At 43.3% G+C, this 20,623-nt stretch carries 20 protein-coding genes and 2 riboswitches; of the genes, 7 read left to right on the top strand and 13 right to left on the bottom strand.

Going from position 1 to position 20,623, the window contains the following annotated elements; all coding sequences use genetic code 11:
* Positions 1-59 precede the first annotated feature (59 nt).
* Both CSV80_RS08290 and CSV80_RS17635 read right to left on the bottom strand, forming a co-directional pair.
* Positions 60-2,168, bottom strand: coding sequence for a DUF4430 domain-containing protein (locus tag CSV80_RS08290; protein WP_099670437.1), 2,109 nt, complete (start codon positions 2,166-2,168; stop codon positions 60-62).
* Between the two features lie 146 nt (positions 2,169-2,314).
* Positions 2,315-2,499: riboswitch (cobalamin riboswitch) on the bottom strand.
* 142 nt (positions 2,500-2,641) lie between these two features.
* Positions 2,642-2,818 (bottom strand): hypothetical protein, encoded by a 177-nt coding sequence (locus CSV80_RS17635; protein WP_099625366.1) that lies wholly within the window; start codon positions 2,816-2,818, stop codon positions 2,642-2,644.
* A gap of 370 nt (positions 2,819-3,188) precedes the next feature.
* Between CSV80_RS17635 and CSV80_RS08280 the strand changes: the two genes are divergently transcribed.
* Positions 3,189-4,679 carry a glycine betaine uptake BCCT transporter gene (locus CSV80_RS08280; RefSeq protein ID WP_099670436.1) on the top strand — a complete coding sequence of 497 codons (1,491 nt, stop codon included), beginning with the start codon at positions 3,189-3,191 and terminating at the stop codon, positions 4,677-4,679.
* A 42-nt stretch (positions 4,680-4,721) separates the two neighbouring features.
* Here the strand turns inward: CSV80_RS08280 and CSV80_RS08275 are convergent, their stop codons facing one another.
* From CSV80_RS08275 to CSV80_RS08245, 7 genes are all read right to left on the bottom strand, one after another.
* Positions 4,722-6,002 (bottom strand): O-acetylhomoserine aminocarboxypropyltransferase/cysteine synthase family protein, encoded by a 1,281-nt coding sequence (locus tag CSV80_RS08275; RefSeq protein ID WP_099670435.1) that lies wholly within the window; start codon positions 6,000-6,002, stop codon positions 4,722-4,724.
* Between the two features lie 160 nt (positions 6,003-6,162).
* Positions 6,163-6,266, bottom strand: a riboswitch (SAM riboswitch).
* Positions 6,267-6,526: 260 nt separating this feature from the next.
* Entirely contained in the window at positions 6,527-7,303 is a 777-nt protein-coding gene (locus tag CSV80_RS08270; protein WP_099670434.1) for a sulfite exporter TauE/SafE family protein, read from the bottom strand.
* A 57-nt stretch (positions 7,304-7,360) separates the two neighbouring features.
* Positions 7,361-7,588 carry a sulfurtransferase TusA family protein gene (locus tag CSV80_RS08265; RefSeq protein WP_029053950.1) on the bottom strand — a complete coding sequence of 76 codons (228 nt, stop codon included), beginning with the start codon at positions 7,586-7,588 and terminating at the stop codon, positions 7,361-7,363.
* 57 nt (positions 7,589-7,645) lie between these two features.
* Positions 7,646-8,767: an MBL fold metallo-hydrolase gene (locus CSV80_RS08260; RefSeq protein WP_099670433.1), complete on the bottom strand. Its 1,122-nt coding sequence runs from the start codon at positions 8,765-8,767 to the stop codon at positions 7,646-7,648.
* A complete protein-coding gene (locus tag CSV80_RS08255; RefSeq protein ID WP_099670432.1) occupies positions 8,764-9,342 on the bottom strand; it encodes a sulfurtransferase TusA family protein in 579 nt (192 codons plus the stop codon). The genes CSV80_RS08260 and CSV80_RS08255 overlap by 4 nt, the downstream gene beginning before the upstream one ends.
* Positions 9,343-9,387: 45 nt before the next feature.
* On the bottom strand, positions 9,388-9,867 hold the full coding sequence (locus tag CSV80_RS08250; protein WP_099670431.1) for a DsrE/DsrF/DrsH-like family protein: 480 nt from the start codon (positions 9,865-9,867) through the stop codon (positions 9,388-9,390).
* 90 nt (positions 9,868-9,957) lie between these two features.
* A complete protein-coding gene (locus CSV80_RS08245; protein WP_099670430.1) occupies positions 9,958-10,221 on the bottom strand; it encodes a metal-sensitive transcriptional regulator in 264 nt (87 codons plus the stop codon).
* 287 nt (positions 10,222-10,508) lie between these two features.
* Here CSV80_RS08245 and CSV80_RS08240 point away from each other — a divergent pair, with 287 nt between their 5' ends.
* Positions 10,509-10,730 carry a DUF2187 family protein gene (locus CSV80_RS08240; protein WP_029053955.1) on the top strand — a complete coding sequence of 74 codons (222 nt, stop codon included), beginning with the start codon at positions 10,509-10,511 and terminating at the stop codon, positions 10,728-10,730.
* Positions 10,731-10,837: 107 nt separating this feature from the next.
* Positions 10,838-11,494: a LysR substrate-binding domain-containing protein gene (locus tag CSV80_RS08235; protein ID WP_158231873.1), complete on the top strand. Its 657-nt coding sequence runs from the start codon at positions 10,838-10,840 to the stop codon at positions 11,492-11,494.
* On the opposite strand, the gene CSV80_RS17790 is transcribed toward CSV80_RS08235, so the two are convergent.
* Together CSV80_RS17790 and CSV80_RS08225 are read right to left on the bottom strand one after the other, a co-directional pair.
* Positions 11,477-11,719, bottom strand: a complete 243-nt coding sequence (locus tag CSV80_RS17790) for a DMT family transporter (protein WP_233201549.1) — start codon at positions 11,717-11,719, stop codon at positions 11,477-11,479. The two genes, CSV80_RS08235 and CSV80_RS17790, sit on opposite strands and share 18 nt — an antisense overlap.
* A gap of 231 nt (positions 11,720-11,950) precedes the next feature.
* Positions 11,951-12,862, bottom strand: a complete 912-nt coding sequence (locus tag CSV80_RS08225) for a LysR family transcriptional regulator (protein ID WP_099670428.1) — start codon at positions 12,860-12,862, stop codon at positions 11,951-11,953.
* Between the two features lie 113 nt (positions 12,863-12,975).
* Here CSV80_RS08225 and hutG point away from each other — a divergent pair, with 113 nt between their 5' ends.
* The 4 genes from hutG to CSV80_RS08205 all read left to right on the top strand — a co-directional run bounded on the left by hutG (position 12,976) and on the right by CSV80_RS08205 (position 17,903).
* The gene (hutG, locus tag CSV80_RS08220) at positions 12,976-13,935 is read left to right on the top strand and encodes a formimidoylglutamase (protein WP_099670427.1); all 960 of its coding nucleotides are present in this window, start codon (positions 12,976-12,978) and stop codon (positions 13,933-13,935) included.
* Complete coding sequence (gene gltS, locus CSV80_RS08215) at positions 13,932-15,122, top strand: sodium/glutamate symporter (protein WP_099671858.1); 1,191 nt, start codon at positions 13,932-13,934, stop codon at positions 15,120-15,122. The genes hutG and gltS overlap by 4 nt, the downstream gene beginning before the upstream one ends.
* A gap of 596 nt (positions 15,123-15,718) precedes the next feature.
* Entirely contained in the window at positions 15,719-16,945 is a 1,227-nt protein-coding gene (gene pepT, locus CSV80_RS08210) for a peptidase T (protein WP_099670426.1), read from the top strand.
* Between the two features lie 4 nt (positions 16,946-16,949).
* Positions 16,950-17,903, top strand: a complete 954-nt coding sequence (locus CSV80_RS08205; protein WP_099670425.1) for a DMT family transporter — start codon at positions 16,950-16,952, stop codon at positions 17,901-17,903.
* A 49-nt stretch (positions 17,904-17,952) separates the two neighbouring features.
* On the opposite strand, the gene CSV80_RS08200 is transcribed toward CSV80_RS08205, so the two are convergent.
* Positions 17,953-18,846 carry a DMT family transporter gene (locus tag CSV80_RS08200; RefSeq protein WP_099670424.1) on the bottom strand — a complete coding sequence of 298 codons (894 nt, stop codon included), beginning with the start codon at positions 18,844-18,846 and terminating at the stop codon, positions 17,953-17,955.
* 693 nt (positions 18,847-19,539) lie between these two features.
* The gene (locus CSV80_RS08195) at positions 19,540-20,610 is read right to left on the bottom strand and encodes an ABC transporter substrate-binding protein (RefSeq protein WP_099670504.1); all 1,071 of its coding nucleotides are present in this window, start codon (positions 20,608-20,610) and stop codon (positions 19,540-19,542) included.
* Positions 20,611-20,623: the final 13 nt, after the last annotated feature.

The raw sequence follows: 20,623 nt of genomic DNA, 5'->3' as shown, positions 1-20,623 counted from the left end.
ATGCGAATGCTGCCGTTATTTTCGTGAAATTTTTGATGATAGAAATAACGCATACCTCCTTATTTAATGATGAATAGTTTACGAGCTGCTTGTTTTAATGTTTTTCCTTCTATAGAAACTGGTTCAATCACAACTAAAGAATATAACTGACCTTTTATATAATTGGCTTCCGGTGTCACAGTAACTTTCAAACCGTTCGCTTTCACTGTGACCGGTACGCGCTTACCTGTAATATCTTCTACATAGATTTTATCCAAATTCGCTTTTGAGTCCTGTATTTCTTTGTTGAACGTGACTGTAAATGTATGAGTGGGTTCTACTACTTTGGCATCGAAATAACGATATGGACGATCATTATCTACTATGAATACTTTTTTCGTCCCTTCAGGAATCAACGTTTCTTTTTTAGTCCCTTGTTCTCCCGCTTGTACAATATAATATCCTTCAATTATTTCCGTGTTTTCAATAAAGACAGAAGACCATGCTTCATTTTTGTTTTTCTGCACATTTAGAAGGCTATTATTAACAATTCCTTGAAGAGTTGAATGACTTAAAACTTCAAGTTGCGTGACTATTTCCGAAAAATCATACAGTCGTCCTTCGCCTTTTGTAAATAAATCAAATGCGACAAGACCTTGAATCGCTTGTTCTGTAGCCATTCCGTCTGTCGAACCTGTCATAGTATGCTTGAAGCCTCCGTTTTCTGTTTGGAAGCTTAACAGGTGATCTATCAAGTTGATGCCGTTCTTTGTAAACTGTTCACCTTGTGGATCGATGTTATTTGCTGTCAAACCAATGATGACTTGCGAAGTGGCTTCACTAGAAATGCCACCTACGAATGTTTCATTAAATCCGCCAGTAGGACCTTGGCTTTCAGACAAGAAAGTAACTGCTTTCTCAACAGCTTTTTTGACAGCTGGTTGTTCATTGTAAGGAGCTAATCCAATAAGAGCCATTGCCGTCATATCGTAACTCGCAGCGCCTGTATTGCTTGTAGCTAAACTCCAAGCACCATCTGCTCTTTGATAGCTTAAAAGAGCCTCAACTATCTTTTCGCGATTCCATCGTGCATCTTTTGGAACTTCATAGTTTTTCGTATCCAGTGCAACTAACGCAAATATTAAACCATTCGTTCCTTGGCGAGTCATCGTATCTACGTTTCTTATATCTATACTGTTATAAATTTTATCGAGTAAATCGATACCATTGATATTCTTAGGATCTCTCCCTATCGCTGCCGCGGCTATCGTCAAACGTTCTGCATCTGTAATTTTTAGACGTTCCGAGTTCTCAACGATCTGTTGTTGGACATTTTGTTCAAATATGACTGCATAGTTGTCCGGTACAGCTACTCCTGCTTTTGCTAAACCGACTGCCGTCCACTCGCTCGATACAGATTTACTCAGTATATAATTTGTCACTTTCTCAATCGCTTCAGGTACGCTTGCTTGACTCGCAACTACTGTAATTTGTAGTGCATCTGCCGCTTTTCCTACAACTGTTTCTTCTGATGCAACTAGCGAGAAGTTTTCACGGTCTACTTTACCGTTTAATTGAATCGTTATTTGCTGATCCGTATTTTGAGTAACTGTAGAAATTGTCAAATTAGATTGTCCAACAGTCCAATTTGCCGGCTCTAGCGCTGCCGGTGTAAAAGTATCGCCAATTAGATTCACCGTAATTGCAGGATTTTCACTATGTTCTATAACCTGTGTAGTCGTAGAGATAGCAGCCCAACGGCCATAGAAAAATTTCACCACGTCAGTATCTTTTACTACATAAGCAGCAGCTCCAACAGAAGGTGCTTGTCCGTTTACTGTATAATTCCAGCCATCCCAACCACCTAATGTTCCTGCTTCTTCATTATTAATAGATGTTACGTACGCCCCGTAATCACTTTCTTGCACAGTATATTTTACGTTCTGGCTAGTAAGTGCCTTCTTCAACGCATCTAACGCATTTTGCCCTTCTGTAACTTGAATCGCTTCTTTTAAAATTACTCCCGATAAACCTTCTACTTCCACATCCACCATGTAGTTAGCGGCTTGCGTGCTTATTTTACTTTGCTGTACATCCGAATTCGCTAAAGCAACTGAACTGGTCGTCGGCAACAGCATCGTTACTGCTAGTAAAACACTTGCGATGATCGATACATAACGCTTAAACAAATGACTTCCCCCTTGTACTAGTTTGATAAATTGAACGTAAAAAAGCCCTTGCCTCCAGAAAGAGACAAGGGCACTATGTATAGACGGACTCCTGTAATAACTTAATTATTTATCCAATACAATATGCATACCTCTTCCTGGGAGGCGTAACGCATGTTATTTTGGCAAGTCTCCTGACTTATGGATCATCACATCTTCAACCTTCCCAGTATTTCACCAGTGGTATTCTGAAGATATTACCCATTTACAGTGGCCGGACCGTACAGGATTTTCACCTGTTTCCTTTTTCATCTTTACAGTAATGTAAAGAACCAAAATATTCTATTCAATTTTACCATAGTATACCACATTGCCATTCGCTAATTTTGATTATTTCAAAAGAACAGTAGAAAAGACTGACGAAAGGAATCTTCCATCAGTCTTTTAATGAATACTATTTATTACACTAGGTGCTTTTATAAGTGAGTGGAGGTTTACAGCTCCTGATAATCTCGCTGATAGACTCCGCCGTCTTTCACTTCTGCATGATAAAGTGCTTTCAATGCAAAGCTTTTCTCTAGCTCATGTTCTTTCATAATCTCTTTCAATCGTCTGTTTAACTCTGGGCTATGCTTTACGAGCTGAAGCATCTTAGGTTGTGAATACTGCATGAAAATCCCCTCCTCATTTCATTTGTTTCTATAGTATAACATGGCTACGGTTCTTGTTGTATGAAAGCAAATTGTTCTTCTGGCTGGAAATCAACCCTAACTTTCATGTATACTATCACAAGAGCAGGCTGATGATTCTGTGCAAGTACATGAATTGCACTACAGTACCTACTTACATATCGGACGAGAATGAATTTTTCTCGTCTTTTTTATTTTCACTTGTGATGACATTGTAAACAAACTGTCATATACTTAGCGTTTACACGAACGACTAGATGGGTATTGTCAAGTGTATGTGTGCAATTTTATTCTACAATCTTGATTAGTTACTTCGATTGTTTCACAAACTACATTTTAAAAAGGAGTGCCTATGAAAAAAGTTTCATCAACATTTTATATTACATTAGTAGCTGTCATATTGGCAGTCGGTTATGGTGTAATCGCTCCCGAACACTTTGAGGCGATCACGCTCAATATAAGGAATCTGATTTCGGATTCATTCGGCTGGTATTATTTACTGACAGTTTCTATGCTATTCTTCATTTCAGTCTATTTGATATTCAGTCCGCTCGGCAGGATTCGATTGGGGAAAGACAGTGACAGACCACAGTTTTCCATATTTTCTTGGCTTGCCATGCTATTTTCTGCGGGTATGGGAATTGGGCTCGTGTTCTATGGAGCTGCGGAACCTCTTTCGCATTATGCGGTAAGTTCAGCTACTGCGCCTATTGAAACGAAAGAAGCGTATAAAGAAGCGATGCGTTCAACATTTTTCCATTGGGGCTTCCACGCATGGGCTATATATGGTATGACCGCTTTAGCGCTAGCATACTTCCAGTTCCGCAAAGGTCAACCTGGTTTAATTTCCGCTACACTTCGTCCGATTTTCGGTGATCGCGTAGAAGGCAAACTTGGAACTGTAATCGATGTCTTTGCAGTTTTTGCTACTGTTTTTGGCGTCGCCACATCACTCGGATTTGGAGCAGTCCAAATTAACGCTGGTTTGAATTACTTATTTGGTGTTCCGATCGGTTTCTGGTCTCAGTTTATTATCATTGCGATCGTTACTGTATTATTCCTACTATCCGCTTGGAGCGGTCTCGGAAAAGGGATTCGTATTTTATCGAATACAAATATGGTATTAGCTCTTACACTGTTGGTCTTTATCATTGCACTCGGTCCAACATTGCTGATTTTCAATATGTTCACTGATTCTATCGGTGGATATTTAGAAAACCTCATTCGTATGAGTTTCCGCACAGCACCACTTACGCCTGAAAACCGTTCATGGTTGAATGACTGGACACTATTCTACTGGTCTTGGTGGATAGCTTGGTCACCATTCGTTGGAATGTTCATTGCCCGCGTTTCAAAAGGAAGAACGATTCGCGAATTCATGATCGGCGTGCTCGTTGTACCGACTGTATTGAGTATGATTTGGTTCTCAGCGTTTGGTACGACAGCTATTGAAACACAAAAAGCAGGTATTATCGATTTAGCATCTACGGCAACAGAATTGACGATTTTTGAGATGTTTAGTGGATTACCTTGGTCATTCGTCATTTCAATTGTCGCGGTTTTGCTGATTACTTCATTCTTCATTACATCAGCGGATTCGGCTACATTCGTACTTGGTATGCAGTCATCATATGGCTCATTGACTCCACCTAATAACTTGAAGGTCGTCTGGGGTGTCATTCAGTCCGCCATCGCGATTATTCTATTGTATGTTGGTGGTTTGGACGCACTTCAAAATGTTATCATCATAGCCGCCTTACCTTTCTCCATCATACTGATCATGATGGTCACTTCGCTATTCAAATCTTTGAAGGAAGAGCGAAGAAAAATTAAACGAAAATAAAAAATGAACACTGCGCACATGCGTAGTGTTCATTTTTTTGTATTAGTTTGCGGCTTTTTCGATTGCTTGTTTCAAATCTGCGATAATATCGTCTACTGACTCCAACCCCACAGACAAGCGGATTAGCTCTTCGCTGACACCTGAGTTTTTTAAATCTTCCACAGACAACTGCTGATGAGTAGTAGATGCCGGATGAATGATTAATGACTTTGCATCTCCCACATTCGCTACGTGAGACCAAATTTCTACATTATCGATTACTTGTCTTCCTGCATCGCGTCCACCTTTGATACCAAATACAATAATTGAGCCATAACCATTTTTCAAATGTTTATTTGCTAATTCCGCTGTTGGATGATCTTCTAGACCCGTATACGTTACCCACTCTACTGCCGGATGATCTTGCAAGAATGCCGCGACTTTTTGTGCATTTTCATTATGGCGTGGCACGCGTAAATGAAGTGTTTCTAAACCTTGCAACAAGTTGAATGCACTGTCCGGCGACAAGCACGGGCCGAAGTCTCTTAGCAATTGCACGCGCAGTTTCGTTGCGAAAGCTGCAGCAGCCGTGTCGATTCCATAACGTAAGCCATTGTACGTTTCATCCGGCTCTGTAAAGCCTGGGAACTTACCTTGTGTCCAGTCGAATTTCCCTGCATCCACAGCTACACCACCGATGGTCGTACCGTGTCCGCCGATCCATTTTGTTGCTGAGTGGATGACTACGTCCGCCCCGTACTCGATTGGATTTGATCCATATGGAGATGGGAATGTATTGTCTACTAGCAATGGGATGCCATTTTCATGTGCAATGTTCGCGACAGCTTCCACGTCCAGCACTTGCAAGCTTGGGTTACCGATTGTTTCTGCAAACAATGCTTTCGTTTTATCCGTAATAGCTGCTTCAAAGTTCTTTGGATCAGATGCGTCAACAAATTTCACTGTGATCCCGTAGCGCGGTAATGTAACGGCGAATAAATTGTATGTACCACCGTAAAGATTACTCGCTGCAACGATTTCATCGCCTGCTTCGGCAATATTCATAATAGAGAATGCAATTGCCGCCATTCCCGAAGACAACGCAACTGCTGCTGTTCCGCCTTCTAGCTGTGCGACACGCTCTTCGAAGACAGCTACTGTCGGGTTCGTAATTCTTGTATAGATATTGCCTGCTTCTTTTAAGCCAAATAAGTTTTGTGCGTGTTCTGTGTCTCTGAATACATAAGAAGTCGTACGATGAATCGGTAAAGCCCGTGAGCCTGTTTCCGGATCCGGTTTTTGCCCTCCGTGTAATAGTATCGTTTCTGGCTGTAAATTCGTCATAACCATTCCCCTTTTTCATGTATTGATGGAACACCGAAACGCCCCAAATATCTTCCCTCTGGGACTAGACAAGAAAAACGCAGGAGTGAGATTCCCTCGATATATATAGAAAAAGCCCATCTTCCATAATAAGAAGAGGGCTCTGCTTTCGCTCATTCCTCCCTTATCTTCCAAACTGCTGAGAGTTTGTAGGAAGTAGCACCTTTGCTTTCGCCGGTTGCCGGGCATCACAGGGCCTAATCCCTCCGCCGCTCTTGATAAGAGTGTGTCTATTCGTTTTCCATCGTTGAAAAATAGTATACGGCTATTCCTAGTCTATTGCAAGAATTTAATAGAATGTTTCGAAATTAGCATTACTTTCAATATGTTGAATTGAAAGTAAGAGGGAAGAAAGCACTGTAAATCGACGTTACGGGAGCCATCCACAAACGCCGTAGTGAGTTTAATGAAGTTTCTACTTGCGACTCCATTCGAAAAACCGCCAGCACATGTTCAGTGAACGATGTGCTGGCGATTGTGCTTGTTTAAAATATGTCCCACCATATTTTTACGGCGGAGGCCATGATTAGCGCGGCTAGAATGCTTTGTAATACTTTGGTGTTTACTTTACGACTGACTTTTACACCGATCGGAGCCGCGATGATGCTTGCGGCGATCATGATGAGAGCCGGTCCATAGGGTACTTGCCCTGTTAAGAGCTTGCCTGATGCTGAGCCTACTGATGACAATAACGTAATCGCGAGTGATGTAGCGATTGTAACGCGTGTAGGAATTTTTAGTATCACGAGCATAATCGGTACCATAATGAATGCACCACCAGCTCCGACAATCCCAGCTGCCAAGCCGACAATAAAGGCAGCACTAGAAGCAACGAAGCGATTGAATGTAATCTCATCAACCGGCTGATCGTCAAGACCCTTTTTCGGAATAAACATCATAATTGCCGCCATAACGGCTAGAATACCATAGATAATGTTGACCGTAGCTTCTGATAGCATACTAGAACCGGCGCCGCCGATCACACTACCGACTAATACACTGATTCCCATATAGAGGACAAGTGGCTTCAAGATTAGATTACTCTTTCTATACGCTAAAACTCCTGAAAGTGATGCAAAGAACACTTCAACTGCAGTAATTCCAGAAACTTCATGTGGTGTAAACGCAGCAAAACCCAGTAGTGCAGGGATAAATAGCAACATTGGATATTTAACAATTGCGCCGCCAATTCCCATCATACCAGAAAGGAACGAGCCGACGAATCCAATGAGGAAGATCGTGATAATAAATGGAATGGTCATGATGTTCTCCCTTCTTCCTAATGAAAGAGGGAGACAGCAATTCCCTCTATCCGTAGTTTACCCTTTTTGGATCCAGAATTTAAAGACATCGGACTCTTGTTGCTGATCTTTGATTTCATGATTACCAGAAGCCGCCCATGCAGTCAGATCGGATACTGATCCTTTGTCAGTCGTATGAATTTCAAGAATATCTCCTGCTTGCAAGTCCTTCATGGCTTTCTTTGCACGTACGATCGGCATTGGACATGCCAGGCCTTTTGCGTCTAAAAATGTTGTTGTACTCATATATATCTTCTCCTTTTAATTTGTTTTTTTGTTTTCACTACAAATTCAACTAAATAGTTACCGTACCGCACAGCGATTTGGGCCAATTTCCATCTCGCGTTGCGTTTCTTCATCAGGCTCAATTTTCCCCATATTCATCTGGCGAATTTCCTGATATGCATTTGGCTGTGGAGGCAAGTTATCAGTAACTAATTCTCTGAATTCTTTTTCATCCTGAATATTCAAGCCATGATTTTTTTCATACAATACGCTAAGCTTCTCCGCCACGCTACCATCTTCATTCAACTCATCTATAATCATGAAGTGTGCTGGTAAGACTATTAAGTCCTCAGATAATTTTTTATAGCGACTATACAAAGACTCACGTAAATCACCTACCCAATCTTCCGCTAAACCAGCTAAATCTGGACGTCCAATCGAATCAATAAACAGAATATCGCCTGTCATCAAATAGCTGTCATCGACGATAAATGAAGTCGAACCAATTGTGTGTCCTGGCGAATAAAGTGCTTGAATATCAATCTTTGTATCACCTATCTGAATGAATGTATCACCTTCTAACGCTGCATATTCAAATACTGCCTCTTCTGCATCTTTCGGAGGCAGCCAATACGTTGCACCCGTGGCTCTTGCAATCTGACGACCACCCGAAATATGATCAGCGTGCAAGTGCGTATCAAGTACGTTTGTGATCTTGATACCGCGCTGCGTAGCAAAATCCAAGTACACATCCGTCATACGTGTTGCGTCAATGATTGCCGCTGCCCCACCAGACATGACCATATAGGAAAGACATCCTTTACCAAGACGGACGAATTGATAGAGCTCGCCACCCGATTTCAAATCGGCAATTTTCACCGGCTCAAGATACTCGCTCCAAGCTTTCATTCCACCTGAAAGGTAACCTACTGGGAAGCCTGCCTCTTCCAGGATTTCCGCCACCATGATGGACGAACCTTCTTTTGCACAGACAACTAGGATTTCTTCATCTTTTGGCAATTGATCTTCAATTTCTTCAATGCCATCCAATAAATCAAAGTACGGTACATTCAAATGGCGCACTTGCTCCCCTTCGATTTTCCAATCTTCAAATGCACCTTCATTTCGCACATCCAAAATGAATAAGGATTCCTTCGCAATGACGCGCTTTGCTACTTCACTTGATTGAATGGTTCTCATTTATTCATACCTCCTGTTGTATTTTCTGTCTCGCTATTCCATTCCGACATGCCAGGAATTACATTCGTGACACGTTCAAATCCATTTGCGACTAGTTTTCGGCACGCCATATCACTGCGGTTACCTGTTCGGCATACTACAAAGTACTTGTGGTCCTTACTCAAGTGCGCCATACGTTCATCCAACTGACCTAGAGGTATAGATAGGGCCCCAGGTATATGAGCAAATGCATATTCAGCTTCTTCACGAACATCTACTAACACAGCGTTAGGGTGTTGCAGCCGTTCTAACAACTGATCATTGTCGACTGTAACCGGATATTCTTTTTGTGACTGATCGCCCTGACCTGCTTTTCGTACGAAGTGGCGCCATACATCTGCTTCCTTCACATTCCCTACGTATTGATGACCCGCACTTTCCGTCCACGCCTGTAAATCTGCAGTGGTGCCTGAATCTGTAGACTGGACTTCAAGCACTTGGCCGTCTTCCATATCTTTCATCATCTTTCTTGTCTTCACAATCGGCATTGGACAAGCAAGACCTTTTGCATCTAAAACCTTATCTGACTGAATCATTTTATTCCTCCTATACACCCGAGGGTATCTATTTTTATAAAAAAATTAAATAAACAAATTCACTTGACCGTCTTGTGCTTCCCCTAAGTATGCCGCTACACCGCCATACTCGACTTCTTTAAGAAGTTCATCCTCACCAAGTCCTAGTAAATCCATTGTCATCGTACAGGCGATCAATCTTACATCTTGCTCTATTGCCATATCGATCAGTTGCGGTAATGTCATCGCGTTATGCTTTTTTATCACTTGCTTGATCATCTTAGGACCCATTCCTGCAAAGTTCATTTGGGATAATCCCATTTGATCTGCTCCACGTGGCATCATTTTTCCAAAAGCCTTTTCAATGAAGCTTTTATTACCCTTAATCGGTTCGTCTTTCCGCAATGCGTTCAATCCCCAGAATGTATGAAAAATCGTTACTTCATGATCATACGCTGCTGCGCCGTTCGCGATTATATAAGCCGCCATGGCCTTATCATAATCTCCACTGAATAATACAATCGTTGTTTTCTTTTGCTCCGTCATGTTCTCGTCCCCTTCGTTTTGAAAATCATTATATTAAATACCTATAGGGGTATATTATATGTTGTAAAAAAAAGAGTCAAGTGATGTTGCTCATCGACTCTTTACTAAAAGATCCACCGCTTCATTAATGATGGATTCATGCGTACGATCATCTGCGTCGTCTATATTTTCCATGCAGGCGATCAAATTCGAGCTCACGATTACACCAATTGTACGGTCAATAGCAGAACGACTGGCCGATAATTGCGTGATTACTTCTTTACAGTCCTTGCCTTCTTCCATCATACGCAAGACGCCTTTGATTTGACCCTCTAGACGCTTTAACCGATTTTTGACTTTATCATCGTATTCCATATCACTCAACCTCCTAACTATTCATTTTATAATATACCCCAATAGGTATACTGTCAATCAATTGATTTGCCTAACATCCGTTCTATGCTAGCTCTGGGGATGGAAACAGGCAACTCCCATAAATGATTCTTCGCAAAACTTGCTCATTCGACATAACTCTAGTATGATGATTAATTTCCCGAAATGTGTTATACTAGTTCTAGTAAGCTATTGTACGTACTTTCCGTCTGATTTTATTGACAAATTACGACAAACTAGATTCCATACTACTGAAGGAGTTGATTCGATTGGCATTCCCACGAAAAGATCGTCCAGTTTCTGATTTTGTAGCATCACGGTATGTAGACGAAGTCATATCTTTCAACCGTAATGAACATGAAGTTTCCGGAACTATACACAAGATTCTCGAAAACTCCGTCATTGTGAAGATTTCTGAAGAAGACGCAGAAAACATTGGAGCAGCTTCCAACATGACTGTCGTCGCACACAAAAATTACACAGTTCTATAATTGTATGTTCGATGCCTTGCAGATTAATGCAAGGCTATTTTTTCACACAAAAACAAGTCATACCCGCAGAACGTTCACTATAAAAACACACTTTGGAGATGATTGATTTGACCGATCGTACAAAGGTAAATTTAACGCAAACAACGGCACTAAAAGGAACTTTACGCATTGCCGCTTCACCGGTTATTTCGCAAGCTATTATACCCGACGTCCTCACTCGGCTTCACGCGAAGTATCCCGACATACGACTGGAACTGACGACCGCTCCATCTTCTAAAATTATGCGATTACTAAAAAGCAATAAGGCCGATGTCGGTTGCAGTGAACTGGACAACTTATCATCGTCAAAAGCATTTATGCAAGACGAACTGTTACTCTTTGCTTCCGCCACGCATCCGCTCGCACATAAGAGAAGCTCGTCCATCCTAGATTTGCAAAATACGCATTGGATCTTGCCCGACACGGAAGATCCTAGCCGTCCGTTGATTGATCAAGCTCTTCAACAATATGGAGTACAAGTAAAGCCTACTATAATAGGCTCGCCGGAAAGTATCAAACAAGCTGTTCTTAGCGGACTAGGCATCGCTATTTTATCGCGCCATAGTTGCAAACATGAACTGGCAACAGGTGAACTAACCGTACTCGATTATAACGTTACGCCTATCCAACGTACATTTTATACGGTAGCCCATTCTAACACGAAAGAAGTACAAGCATTCCTCAGCGAACTTGAAGCCTATTGTCGTCTATGGCAAGTCAACTAGTCCTCTATTCAACACTCGTTTGCTGCGCCAGTTCACGAGGAATATTCCCAAACTGATGAGCATTCCTCCTAAAATGAATGACATTGATAACGTTTCCTCCAACAGAACCCATCCCGACAATGTCCCGAAGAATGGTGCCAAAAACAGAAATGCACTCGTTCTTTTGGGATTTCTTGTCTGCAATATATAAAACCAAATAGCATTTGATAGGCAGTCATCACCCATGTATCAAAACGATAGCCGTGTACTTTGCCAAGCAACGTCGCGCAAGCCTACGCTACTGCAGATAAAAACCTTAATACCGTACCCGTTTTTCAAATGCAAATGACCGCACATCACTCCAACCCGCTGTTGCAAGCGGTAACAAAGCTTCTATACTAGTGTCCCAATAGCAAATGACGAGGCCATTAAAGCAGTCGTAATGACAACTAAAATACCGAATAAAAACGTATTCATTTAGTTCTCCCCTTCTTTCCACTTTACAGAAGAGTCACGCTGCATTTGTATACTATCGATCAACACCTCAATAGCTGGTGGCATATAACGTTTTTTCAAATAAGTGAGATACACTGTGCGTGTCAACGTCTTCGAATTTGTTGTTTTTATGACAATAGTTGGATCGGGCCTATGCGCAAAATATTTTTGTGGAATAATCGAAATTCCAATATTCTCCCGTACCAACTCCACAATCGTTTCAAAACGCTCTACTTCGTAACATACATTCATTCGCACGCCTTCTTCAGCAAACGCAGCAAAAATATCCTGTCTAGTTTGCAATCCAACACTCGTGACAATGAATGCCTCATCTTCTAGACCGGCTAGCGTAATAGAATCCTTGCCTGCCAAACGATGTTCTGGATGCATGACAACTGCCAATTGCTCTTGGTATAAAGGAATCGTGACGATATCCGAAGCCTCTATAAATTGATTGGTTAAACAGACATGGACAGCGTATTGACGGAGCGCTCGTTCAACATCTCCGCGGCCTAACACCTCTATTAACTTCACATGCATCGATGGAAACTCTTGGCGGTATGTAAGTAGTATAGAAGGAAGCCAATTTTTCACCGATTCAATCATACCGATCTGCACACTTCCGCTGCCTGTCCACTTCACTTCTTTAATTTCTTGCTGTAAAATATCTGTCTCATGGAGAATTTGCAATGCACGTTCATAAATCACGCTACCCGATTCCGTCAATTGGACACGCTTGGTCGTTCGTTCAAGCAACTGAAATCCTACTTCAAATTCCAAGTTCTTGATTGCTTTACTGAGCGAAGGCTGTGAAAGATGAAGTTTTTTGGCCGCTTCAGAAAAACTGGACTGCTGCACCACCATGACAAAATACTGCAATTGCTTGAATTCCATTCATCTCACCTCCACTTATAGTCTGTATGCATGAATATATGAAAAACATGTATTAGAATTAATAAGTACAAACCAGTATAGTAAGAATATCACGTTGGAAAGGGTGAAGTATATTGTTAATCCCATCAAATGAAAAATACTGGGCAGGTCGTACCGATAGCGAGACCGACAGAGCTGCATTCCGAACGCATCAAATTATTCAATTTTCTGAAATAAAAGAAAGCGCTACCAATAAAACTTGTACCCTCATCGGATTTTCTTCCGAAGAAGGTGTACGTCGAAATAATGGCAGACTCGGTGCTGCAGAAGGACCGAATGCATTACGTAATGAACTAGCGAAACTACCTTGGCGCTTGCCCACTGACTGTCAGCTAGTTGATGTAGGTACTGTCGTATGTGAGGACGGTCAGCTAGAACAAGCGCAAGCTGAATTAGGCGCAGTCGTTCAAAAGAGCCTTCTCTATCACACGAAGCCCGTTATTTTAGGCGGCGGACATGAAACCGCTTACGGTCATTATACTGGAGTTCGAGACTTCCTTGGCCCTGACGCAAAACTCGGTGTCATAAATATTGATGCCCACTTCGATTTGCGCGGCTACGATGAACAACCTTCTTCGGGCACGATGTTCAAGCAGATGCTCGACGCTGATCCGAATGTTGACTACCTCGTGCTAGGAATACAAGAATTTGGCAACACGGACGCATTATTCGCAGAAGCCGATGCAAAAGGCGTGACATATGTCACGGAACAAGAGATTACGACAAGTCTTTTAGACGATACATTACAAAAAATACAGTTATTCATTGATAAACAGGACGCTATTTTGTTAACATTGTGCTCGGATGTCCTGAATTCTGCGTATGCTCCAGGTGTAAGTGCGCCGTCTCCCTTCGGATTGGATCCGTTGATTGTCCGCTCTTTCATTCAGACTGTTGCATCACATAAGAAAACCCTTTCATTTGACATTTCCGAAATAAATCCGTCACTTGATCATCATAATCAAACGGTTAAGCTGGGGGCCTATCTTACAAATGAAGCAATCTTTGCATTGCTGGGAGGTCGAATCACATGACAATTGAGCTAAATCAAATCTCTACGCTGTTTTTAGCGTTAGCTCTCCTAACACTGGGTACGATGTTAGTCCGTAAAGTCGGCTTTCTCCAGAAATTCTGTATTCCTGCCCCTGTTGTCGGCGGTTTACTATTCGCGTTTTTAGCGACTATTTTGAAGTACTTCAATTTACTAAGTTTCACATTGGACACATCACTGCAAAATTTATTTATGCTGACATTTTTCACAACAGTCGGTCTTGGTGCTAGTTTTCGTCTGATCCGTCTAGGCGGAAAATTATTGATGATCTACTGGGCAGCTTGTGGATTCTTAGCACTGGCTCAAAACGCCATAGGTGTCTCCATGTCCTATATATTCGGTCTGCATCCGTTGATCGGTATGATGGCTGGCGCTGTCTCGATGGAGGGCGGGCACGGTGGTGCAACTGCTTACGGGGAAACGTTAGAAAGTCTCGGGATTGATTCTGCACTATCTATTGGTATTGCGGCGGCTACTTTTGGACTCGTAGCAGGCGGTCTAATCGGTGGTCCTATCGTTAAATACTTGATCAATAAATATGATTTAAAATCTACGGAAGTCGAGCATGAAGAAGCCTATTCCGTGGAATCATTGGAAAAACCAATCAACACCGATAACTTCCTGACACAGACGTTATTGATTACACTTTGTATCGCAGGCGGTACGTTTATCGGTGATCTGTTCTCTAGCGCTACTGGTTTCGTCATGCCAGGTTACGTAGGTGCAATGTTCGTTGCAGTTATCGTTCGAAATATTGTGGACCGCGTGAAGGAAGATGCGGTTCATATGACGAGCATCAATTTGATTGGCGACGTATCACTTGGTATTTTCTTGTCGATGGCGTTAATGAGCATCAAGCTATGGGAAGTCGCAGATTTGGCGCTTCCATTGTTGCTGATCGTCTTTGTACAAGTGATCTTCGTTGCATTGTTTGCGATCTTCATCCTGTTCCGTTTGCTCGGTAAGGATTACGATGCAGCGGTCATGATCGCTGGTTTCGCAGGTCATAGTCTGGGTGCGACGCCAAACGCCATGGCGAACATGGCAGCCGTTACAGGACGCTACGGCCCGTCACGCAAAGCCTTCCTGATCGTCCCTATCGTAGGCGCCTTCCTCATAGACGTCGTCTCGATGCCGATCATCATCACTACGATTAATATATTTAATTGATGGTCGTAAATTAAACGCTTTAAAAATGTAAGCTAATTAGTGAGTGCGTGGGGATTGAAGCTCCAGTTGGGGGACGCTTTCCCATGGGCTCGGCTTGAGCCGCTTCCTGCGCTTCGCTTCGTCCAGGGTCTCAAGGCTCTCGCTGATCCATCGGGAGTCGCCCCCAACTTCCGCTTCAATCCTACTTACCGAGTGTAGGCACTTACTTCCCTCATTGTAGGTAGTGTGTGAACTATTGTTGTATTTCAACTTATTAAAGTTAAAGTACAGAACCAGTAACAACACTAATTTCATTGACTTCAATAAGTATTACCTACTCTGATTGTAAGGGATTGGCGTGTAGGAGGGGCGACTCCCAGAGGATCAGCTCGACAGATGAGACAACCAAAAGGGAGCTCGCGACCTGGTTGGCTCATCGCGAGCCCTCAGGAAAGCGTCCCCTCCGAAGCACCAATCCCAACCCCAACAGCAATTAACTCTACACCATTTCCAAGAACCGAAACTCTCGGTTCTTTTTTTATTCATTTTAAACGAAATATTCACACACCTCTGTTAAAATGAAAACATTAATTCGTATCTTGAGAGGAGCCTGCTATTTGAAAGAAGAACTGATTGAACGACTCATCCGCTATGCTAAAATCGACACACAATCCGACGCTGCTTCGGACACGACACCGTCCACCGCAAAACAATGGGACCTGCTGCGTGTGCTCGAAAAAGAAATGGCCGACATCGGTCTCAAAGATATCTCGGTGGACGAAAACGGCTACCTATTCGGCACATTACCGGCTAACACCGACAAACAACTGTCAACAGTCGGCTTCCTAGCACACGTCGACACAGCGACTGACTACACGGGGACAAACGTCAATCCAAAACGCATCGATAACTATGACGGTAAAGACATTTCATTAAATGAAACAACCCTCATGAGCGTACAAGCTTTTCCTGAGCTCAACAACTACGTAGGCCACACGCTGATCACGACGGACGGGACGACATTACTAGGTGCTGATGATAAAGCCGGTATCGCGGAAATCATGACAGCTATGCATTATTTAGTTGAGCACCCCGAAATCAAACACGGCAAAGTACGAGTTGGCTTCACACCTGACGAAGAAATCGGACGCGGCCCTCATAAGTTCGACGTAGAACGATTCGGTGCAGATTTCGCCTATACAATGGATGGTGGACCGCTTGGAGAACTTCAGTATGAAAGCTTCAATGCTGCGGGCGCAGAAGTAACGTTTAATGGAACGAATGTGCATCCGGGAACTGCAAAAGATAAAATGGTCAACTCCCTATTAATCGCGGCAGAGTTCCATCAAGCCATGCCGGAACATGATATCCCGCAGGAAACAGAGAACTATGAAGGCTTCATTCATTTAATGGAAGCAAATGGTTCTGTAGAAAAAACTACCTATCAATATATTATTCGTGACTTTGACAAGAATTTTTTTGAAGCTCGCAAACAACTCTTACAAGATACCGCTACACGCCTTCAAGAGAAGCATGGTGAACATGCAGTGGAGCTGACAGTAACCGATCAGTACTTCAATATGGGCGAGAAGATTACGCCTGTCATGGAAATCGTCGACGTAATGGCAGACGTCTACCGTAGTCTCGATATCGAACCGAAAATCGCACCGATTCGTGGTGGTACAGATGGTTCACAACTTTCCTATATGGGAATGCCAACGCCAAACATCTTCACAGGCGGTGAAAATTACCACGGTAAATACGAATTTATCTCAGCAGACAATATGGCGAAAGCTACACAAGTCATTATCGAAGCGCTGAAGCTCCAAGAACAGCGAGGTTAAGTGTATGAAGGCAATTGGAATTGGAATATTATCCGCCCTCTTTTTTGCGGTTACTTTTGTGCTAAACCGATCGATGGAACTTGATGGCGGCAGCTGGATGTGGAGTGCATCATTGCGTTATTTCTTCATGGTGCCCTTCCTAGTGGTCATCGTAGCCATGCGCGGCGGCTTGTCTGGTGTAAAACGAGAGATGACTGCGGCACCTTGGCCCTTTTTCATCTGGAGTTTCGTAGCTTTCGTCCTGTTTTATGGTCCGCTGACGTTTTCAGCCGGCTATAGTCCGGGATGGCTCGTTGCGGGAACTTGGCAGATGACAATCGTCGCTGGTGTGTTGCTAGCACCCTTCTTCACGTTCCAAGCCAAGACGGAGACTGGTGAAACACGCACGATTCGTCACCGCATTCCTACAGCATCATTGGTCATTTCACTGGTCATCTTAGTCGGTGTTGTGCTGATCCAGATCCCACATGCAGGAAGTGTATCGACGAAAACGATTCTCCTGGGTACCTTGCCGCTTGTCATTGCTGCGTTCTCCTACCCGCTCGGCAATCGAAAAATGATGAATCTACTAGGTGGACGGCTCGATATGTTCCAGCGTGTACTGGCGATGACACTGATGACGATACCTATTTGGTTACTGCTAGCGGTCTATGCAGCGGCAACTGTCGGCTTGCCTTCTCTAAGCCAGGTCGTGCAGTCATTAATTGTCTCAGTCAGTTCAGGCGTAATCGCCACTTCATTATTCTTCATGGCGACGGATATGGTGCAACATGATCAAGGGAAACTGGCGGCTGTCGAGGCTACGCAGTCCGTTGAATTAATTTTCGCCATGCTTGGTGAGATGCTATTGCTTAGCTTGCCATTACCGAGCGCTCTTTCGTTAGTCGGCGTGCTGGTAATTATCGGAGGCATGTCGTTGCATAGTTATCAAACTTCATTGGTCGCAAAGAAAACATAGAAAAGGGTTGTCCAAAAGTCAGTTGATGACTTGTCGGGCAACCCTTTTTTCAAATTTCATGTTCTTTTACTTGTGAGGGGATACGTTTTTTCAACAGTTGAGGTCTGACCTCTGATAATAAAATCGCTATGAAGATAATGAGTGCACCTAGGAACATGCGGAATGTCAACAGTTCATAGGCGAGGGCAACGGAGAAAATCATGCCCCAAACAGATTCTGTCGATAATATAATGGCTGCTTTCGTTTCCGATAAGTGTTTCTGTCCAACTGTTTGCATCAAGAATGCCAGAGTCGTAGAGAATACAGCTAAGTACAGCACCGAGCTTATACCCTTTGGTTCCATGGAAAATGACGTTTCGCCCATTCCGATAACAGTCAAGCAACTGATCACGGCGGCGATAGCCATTTGCAATAGCGTTAGCAAAATAGCATCTTCCGTTCGGACAAATCGTGCCGTGTAAAAAATATGAAACGCAAACATCACAGCACAACCGAGCGTCAGCATATCGCCAATGTTAATAGTGGTAGACCACTGCAACGATAAAACCGCCACTCCAATCAATGCCAGTACTGCACCAAACAATTCAAATGTATCCAGCTTTCGTTTATATAAAATGAATGCGATAAACGGGACCATCACTACATTCACACCGGTTAAAAACGCATTTTTCGAAGGTGTCGTAAACTGTAAGCCTACCGTCTGCAAAGCAAATGCCGCATACAGCAATACACCAAGCAACGCACCTTTCCACAAAACCGACTTGTCCACCCGGAGTAGACGTTTATGGAAAACGACACTAAGTAGCAGCGCCCCTATTGTAAAACGTACGGCCAATATTTGATACGGCGTGTAATATTCCAAAGCGAGCGCGCTCATCACAAAGCCGCTGCCCCAGATGATGGCGGTGATCGTCAACCCAATCTCACCTATGTATTTCCTCATGTCCTTCACCATACCTCCACTAATCAGTCCTATTATTCTAGCATGATTTTCTGTCGGATTACAGCTGAATTCATAGATAATTCCGACTTTCGCTAATAAAAACGCGTCTTTGTGTGTGATTAAATTCTAATGATGATTGCTGTGTAAGTAGGCTAGTATCCACGAAGGGATTAAAGATCCAGCTAGGCACGTTTTCCGGAGGGCGTGACTCACTCCATGCGGTCTATAAAAGTGTACGCTTCTAACACTTCTCTTCCACTCGTAAAAGCCATCCTTCGCTACAACTCTCGCTGGTCTACTCGGAGTCGTCCCAGCTTCTGCTTCAATCCTACGTTGTTAGCGGGGTTCTATAAGTCACACACTGTAGTGTGCTAATTATTGTTAAATCTAAACTTGTTTAAATCCAAGTTCAAATTCCTGTGAATCCTGATTACAATCCACATTCAATGCACAATGGAAAGTGGCATCTACTCAGTTTTCAAGGGATTGGCGTGTAGGAGGGGCGACTCCCAGAGGATCAGCCCGACAGGCGAGACAACTAAGAGAGCGCAGCGAACAGTTGGCTCGCCGCGGGCCCTCAGGAACGCGTCCCCTCCGAAGCGCCAATCCCTACCCCAACAGCCTTTCCATAGCAAAAAAAGCCATCACCAGAAGTCACAAACATCATGACTTCTCCGACAGCTCCACCAAATATTAATCCTCGTATAACCCAATCTCTTTAATCGCACGCTCGACAAGCGACGGATCAACAGACTTATCGAAGTCGATCTCACCACGTATCGCCCCGTTCGCTTTGTACATCTCATATTGCTTCTTAATATCGTCGATAAACATCTTGCCGTTCGGATCAAGTCCTGTCACGAACACTCTCTCCCATAACTCGGGATCTTTCAACGCCGTATGTTTCACCATGATGTCTATAATCTCTTCTTTACCTTGATCTTTAAAGAACGCATCGTTATAGTCACGCACCCCTTTTAGATAGGCTGCCATGAAGCGTAACGATAACTCTTCATTCGCCATGAACTGCGGTGAAGCCAACACCATGGCGATCTGTGATTCAGGCGCATAATCAGTCGCGTCTCCGAAACGTACATGAAAACCTTTACTGATACCCTGCGCGATAAGCGGTTCGATATTCAATGCCGCATCAACCGTTCCTGAATCAATCGCTCCAAGCATCGCACCGAAGTCCGCGATATGCACATACTCCACATCGTCTTCAGTCAAACCGGCATGCTTCAGCATCTCTTCATAGATATACCCATCAATGGAGTTGCGGGACGATACCGCGATTTTCTTTCCTTTAAAGTCGCTGTACCCCTTGATTTCATCCACCATATGATTACCGATGACGAAACTGAAATAGGACTTGCCGGGCATATTATGGCCTTTATCCGCGATAATCCGTACGTCAATTCCTTGAGCGATTGCGTTAAAGAATGATGCAGTGGAAACGCCACCTGCGATATCCACTTCACCAGCGGCTAGTGCAGGCAACATATCATCGCTGTTTGCAAAGTCCGCAAAATCTACACGTATATTGTAGTCGTCAAAATAGCCCTTTTCTTTCGCAATATAGAAACCAGCTCCAGAAGCAGCACCATCTTCTGCTATAAATACCGTCGCTTGTTTTTCAAGCGGTGCCAAATCACCTGACGCCGGCTTGCCGTCATTCGTTACGGGCTTCGCAACTTCTTTCGAAGAACATGCCCCCATCATCAATACGACCGATAGTAGGCTGAACAACCCTGCCTTCTTCATCCATTTCCCCACA

This window comes from Sporosarcina sp. P12(2017), from assembly GCF_002743035.1.
GTDB classification, from domain to species: domain Bacteria; phylum Bacillota; class Bacilli; order Bacillales_A; family Planococcaceae; genus Sporosarcina; species Sporosarcina ureae.
Note: the sequence above shows the minus strand (reverse complement) of the source record. Positions and strands in the feature narration are given on the sequence as shown.

Excerpts from the sequence above, each read along its gene's own strand:
- CSV80_RS17790 (WP_233201549.1), bottom strand. The coding sequence starts at position 11,719 with ATGGGTGATGACTGCCTATCAAATGCTATTTGGTTTTATATATTGCAG.
- CSV80_RS08195 (WP_099670504.1), bottom strand. The coding sequence starts at position 20,610 with ATGAAGAAGGCAGGGTTGTTCAGCCTACTATCGGTCGTATTGATGATG.
- CSV80_RS08270 (WP_099670434.1), bottom strand. The coding sequence starts at position 7,303 with ATGACCATTCCATTTATTATCACGATCTTCCTCATTGGATTCGTCGGC.
- CSV80_RS17635 (WP_099625366.1), bottom strand. The coding sequence starts at position 2,818 with ATGCAGTATTCACAACCTAAGATGCTTCAGCTCGTAAAGCATAGCCCA.
- gltS (WP_099671858.1), top strand. The coding sequence starts at position 13,932 with ATGACAATTGAGCTAAATCAAATCTCTACGCTGTTTTTAGCGTTAGCT.
- CSV80_RS08225 (WP_099670428.1), bottom strand. The coding sequence starts at position 12,862 with ATGGAATTCAAGCAATTGCAGTATTTTGTCATGGTGGTGCAGCAGTCC.
- CSV80_RS08265 (WP_029053950.1), bottom strand. The coding sequence starts at position 7,588 with ATGAGTACAACAACATTTTTAGACGCAAAAGGCCTGGCATGTCCAATG.
- CSV80_RS08255 (WP_099670432.1), bottom strand. The coding sequence starts at position 9,342 with ATGATTCAGTCAGATAAGGTTTTAGATGCAAAAGGTCTTGCTTGTCCA.
- CSV80_RS08200 (WP_099670424.1), bottom strand. The coding sequence starts at position 18,846 with ATGAGGAAATACATAGGTGAGATTGGGTTGACGATCACCGCCATCATC.
- CSV80_RS08275 (WP_099670435.1), bottom strand. The coding sequence starts at position 6,002 with ATGACGAATTTACAGCCAGAAACGATACTATTACACGGAGGGCAAAAA.
- CSV80_RS08260 (WP_099670433.1), bottom strand. The coding sequence starts at position 8,767 with ATGAGAACCATTCAATCAAGTGAAGTAGCAAAGCGCGTCATTGCGAAG.
- CSV80_RS08280 (WP_099670436.1), top strand. The coding sequence starts at position 3,189 with ATGAAAAAAGTTTCATCAACATTTTATATTACATTAGTAGCTGTCATA.
- CSV80_RS08205 (WP_099670425.1), top strand. The coding sequence starts at position 16,950 with ATGAAGGCAATTGGAATTGGAATATTATCCGCCCTCTTTTTTGCGGTT.
- CSV80_RS08245 (WP_099670430.1), bottom strand. The coding sequence starts at position 10,221 with ATGGAATACGATGATAAAGTCAAAAATCGGTTAAAGCGTCTAGAGGGT.
- CSV80_RS08250 (WP_099670431.1), bottom strand. The coding sequence starts at position 9,867 with ATGACGGAGCAAAAGAAAACAACGATTGTATTATTCAGTGGAGATTAT.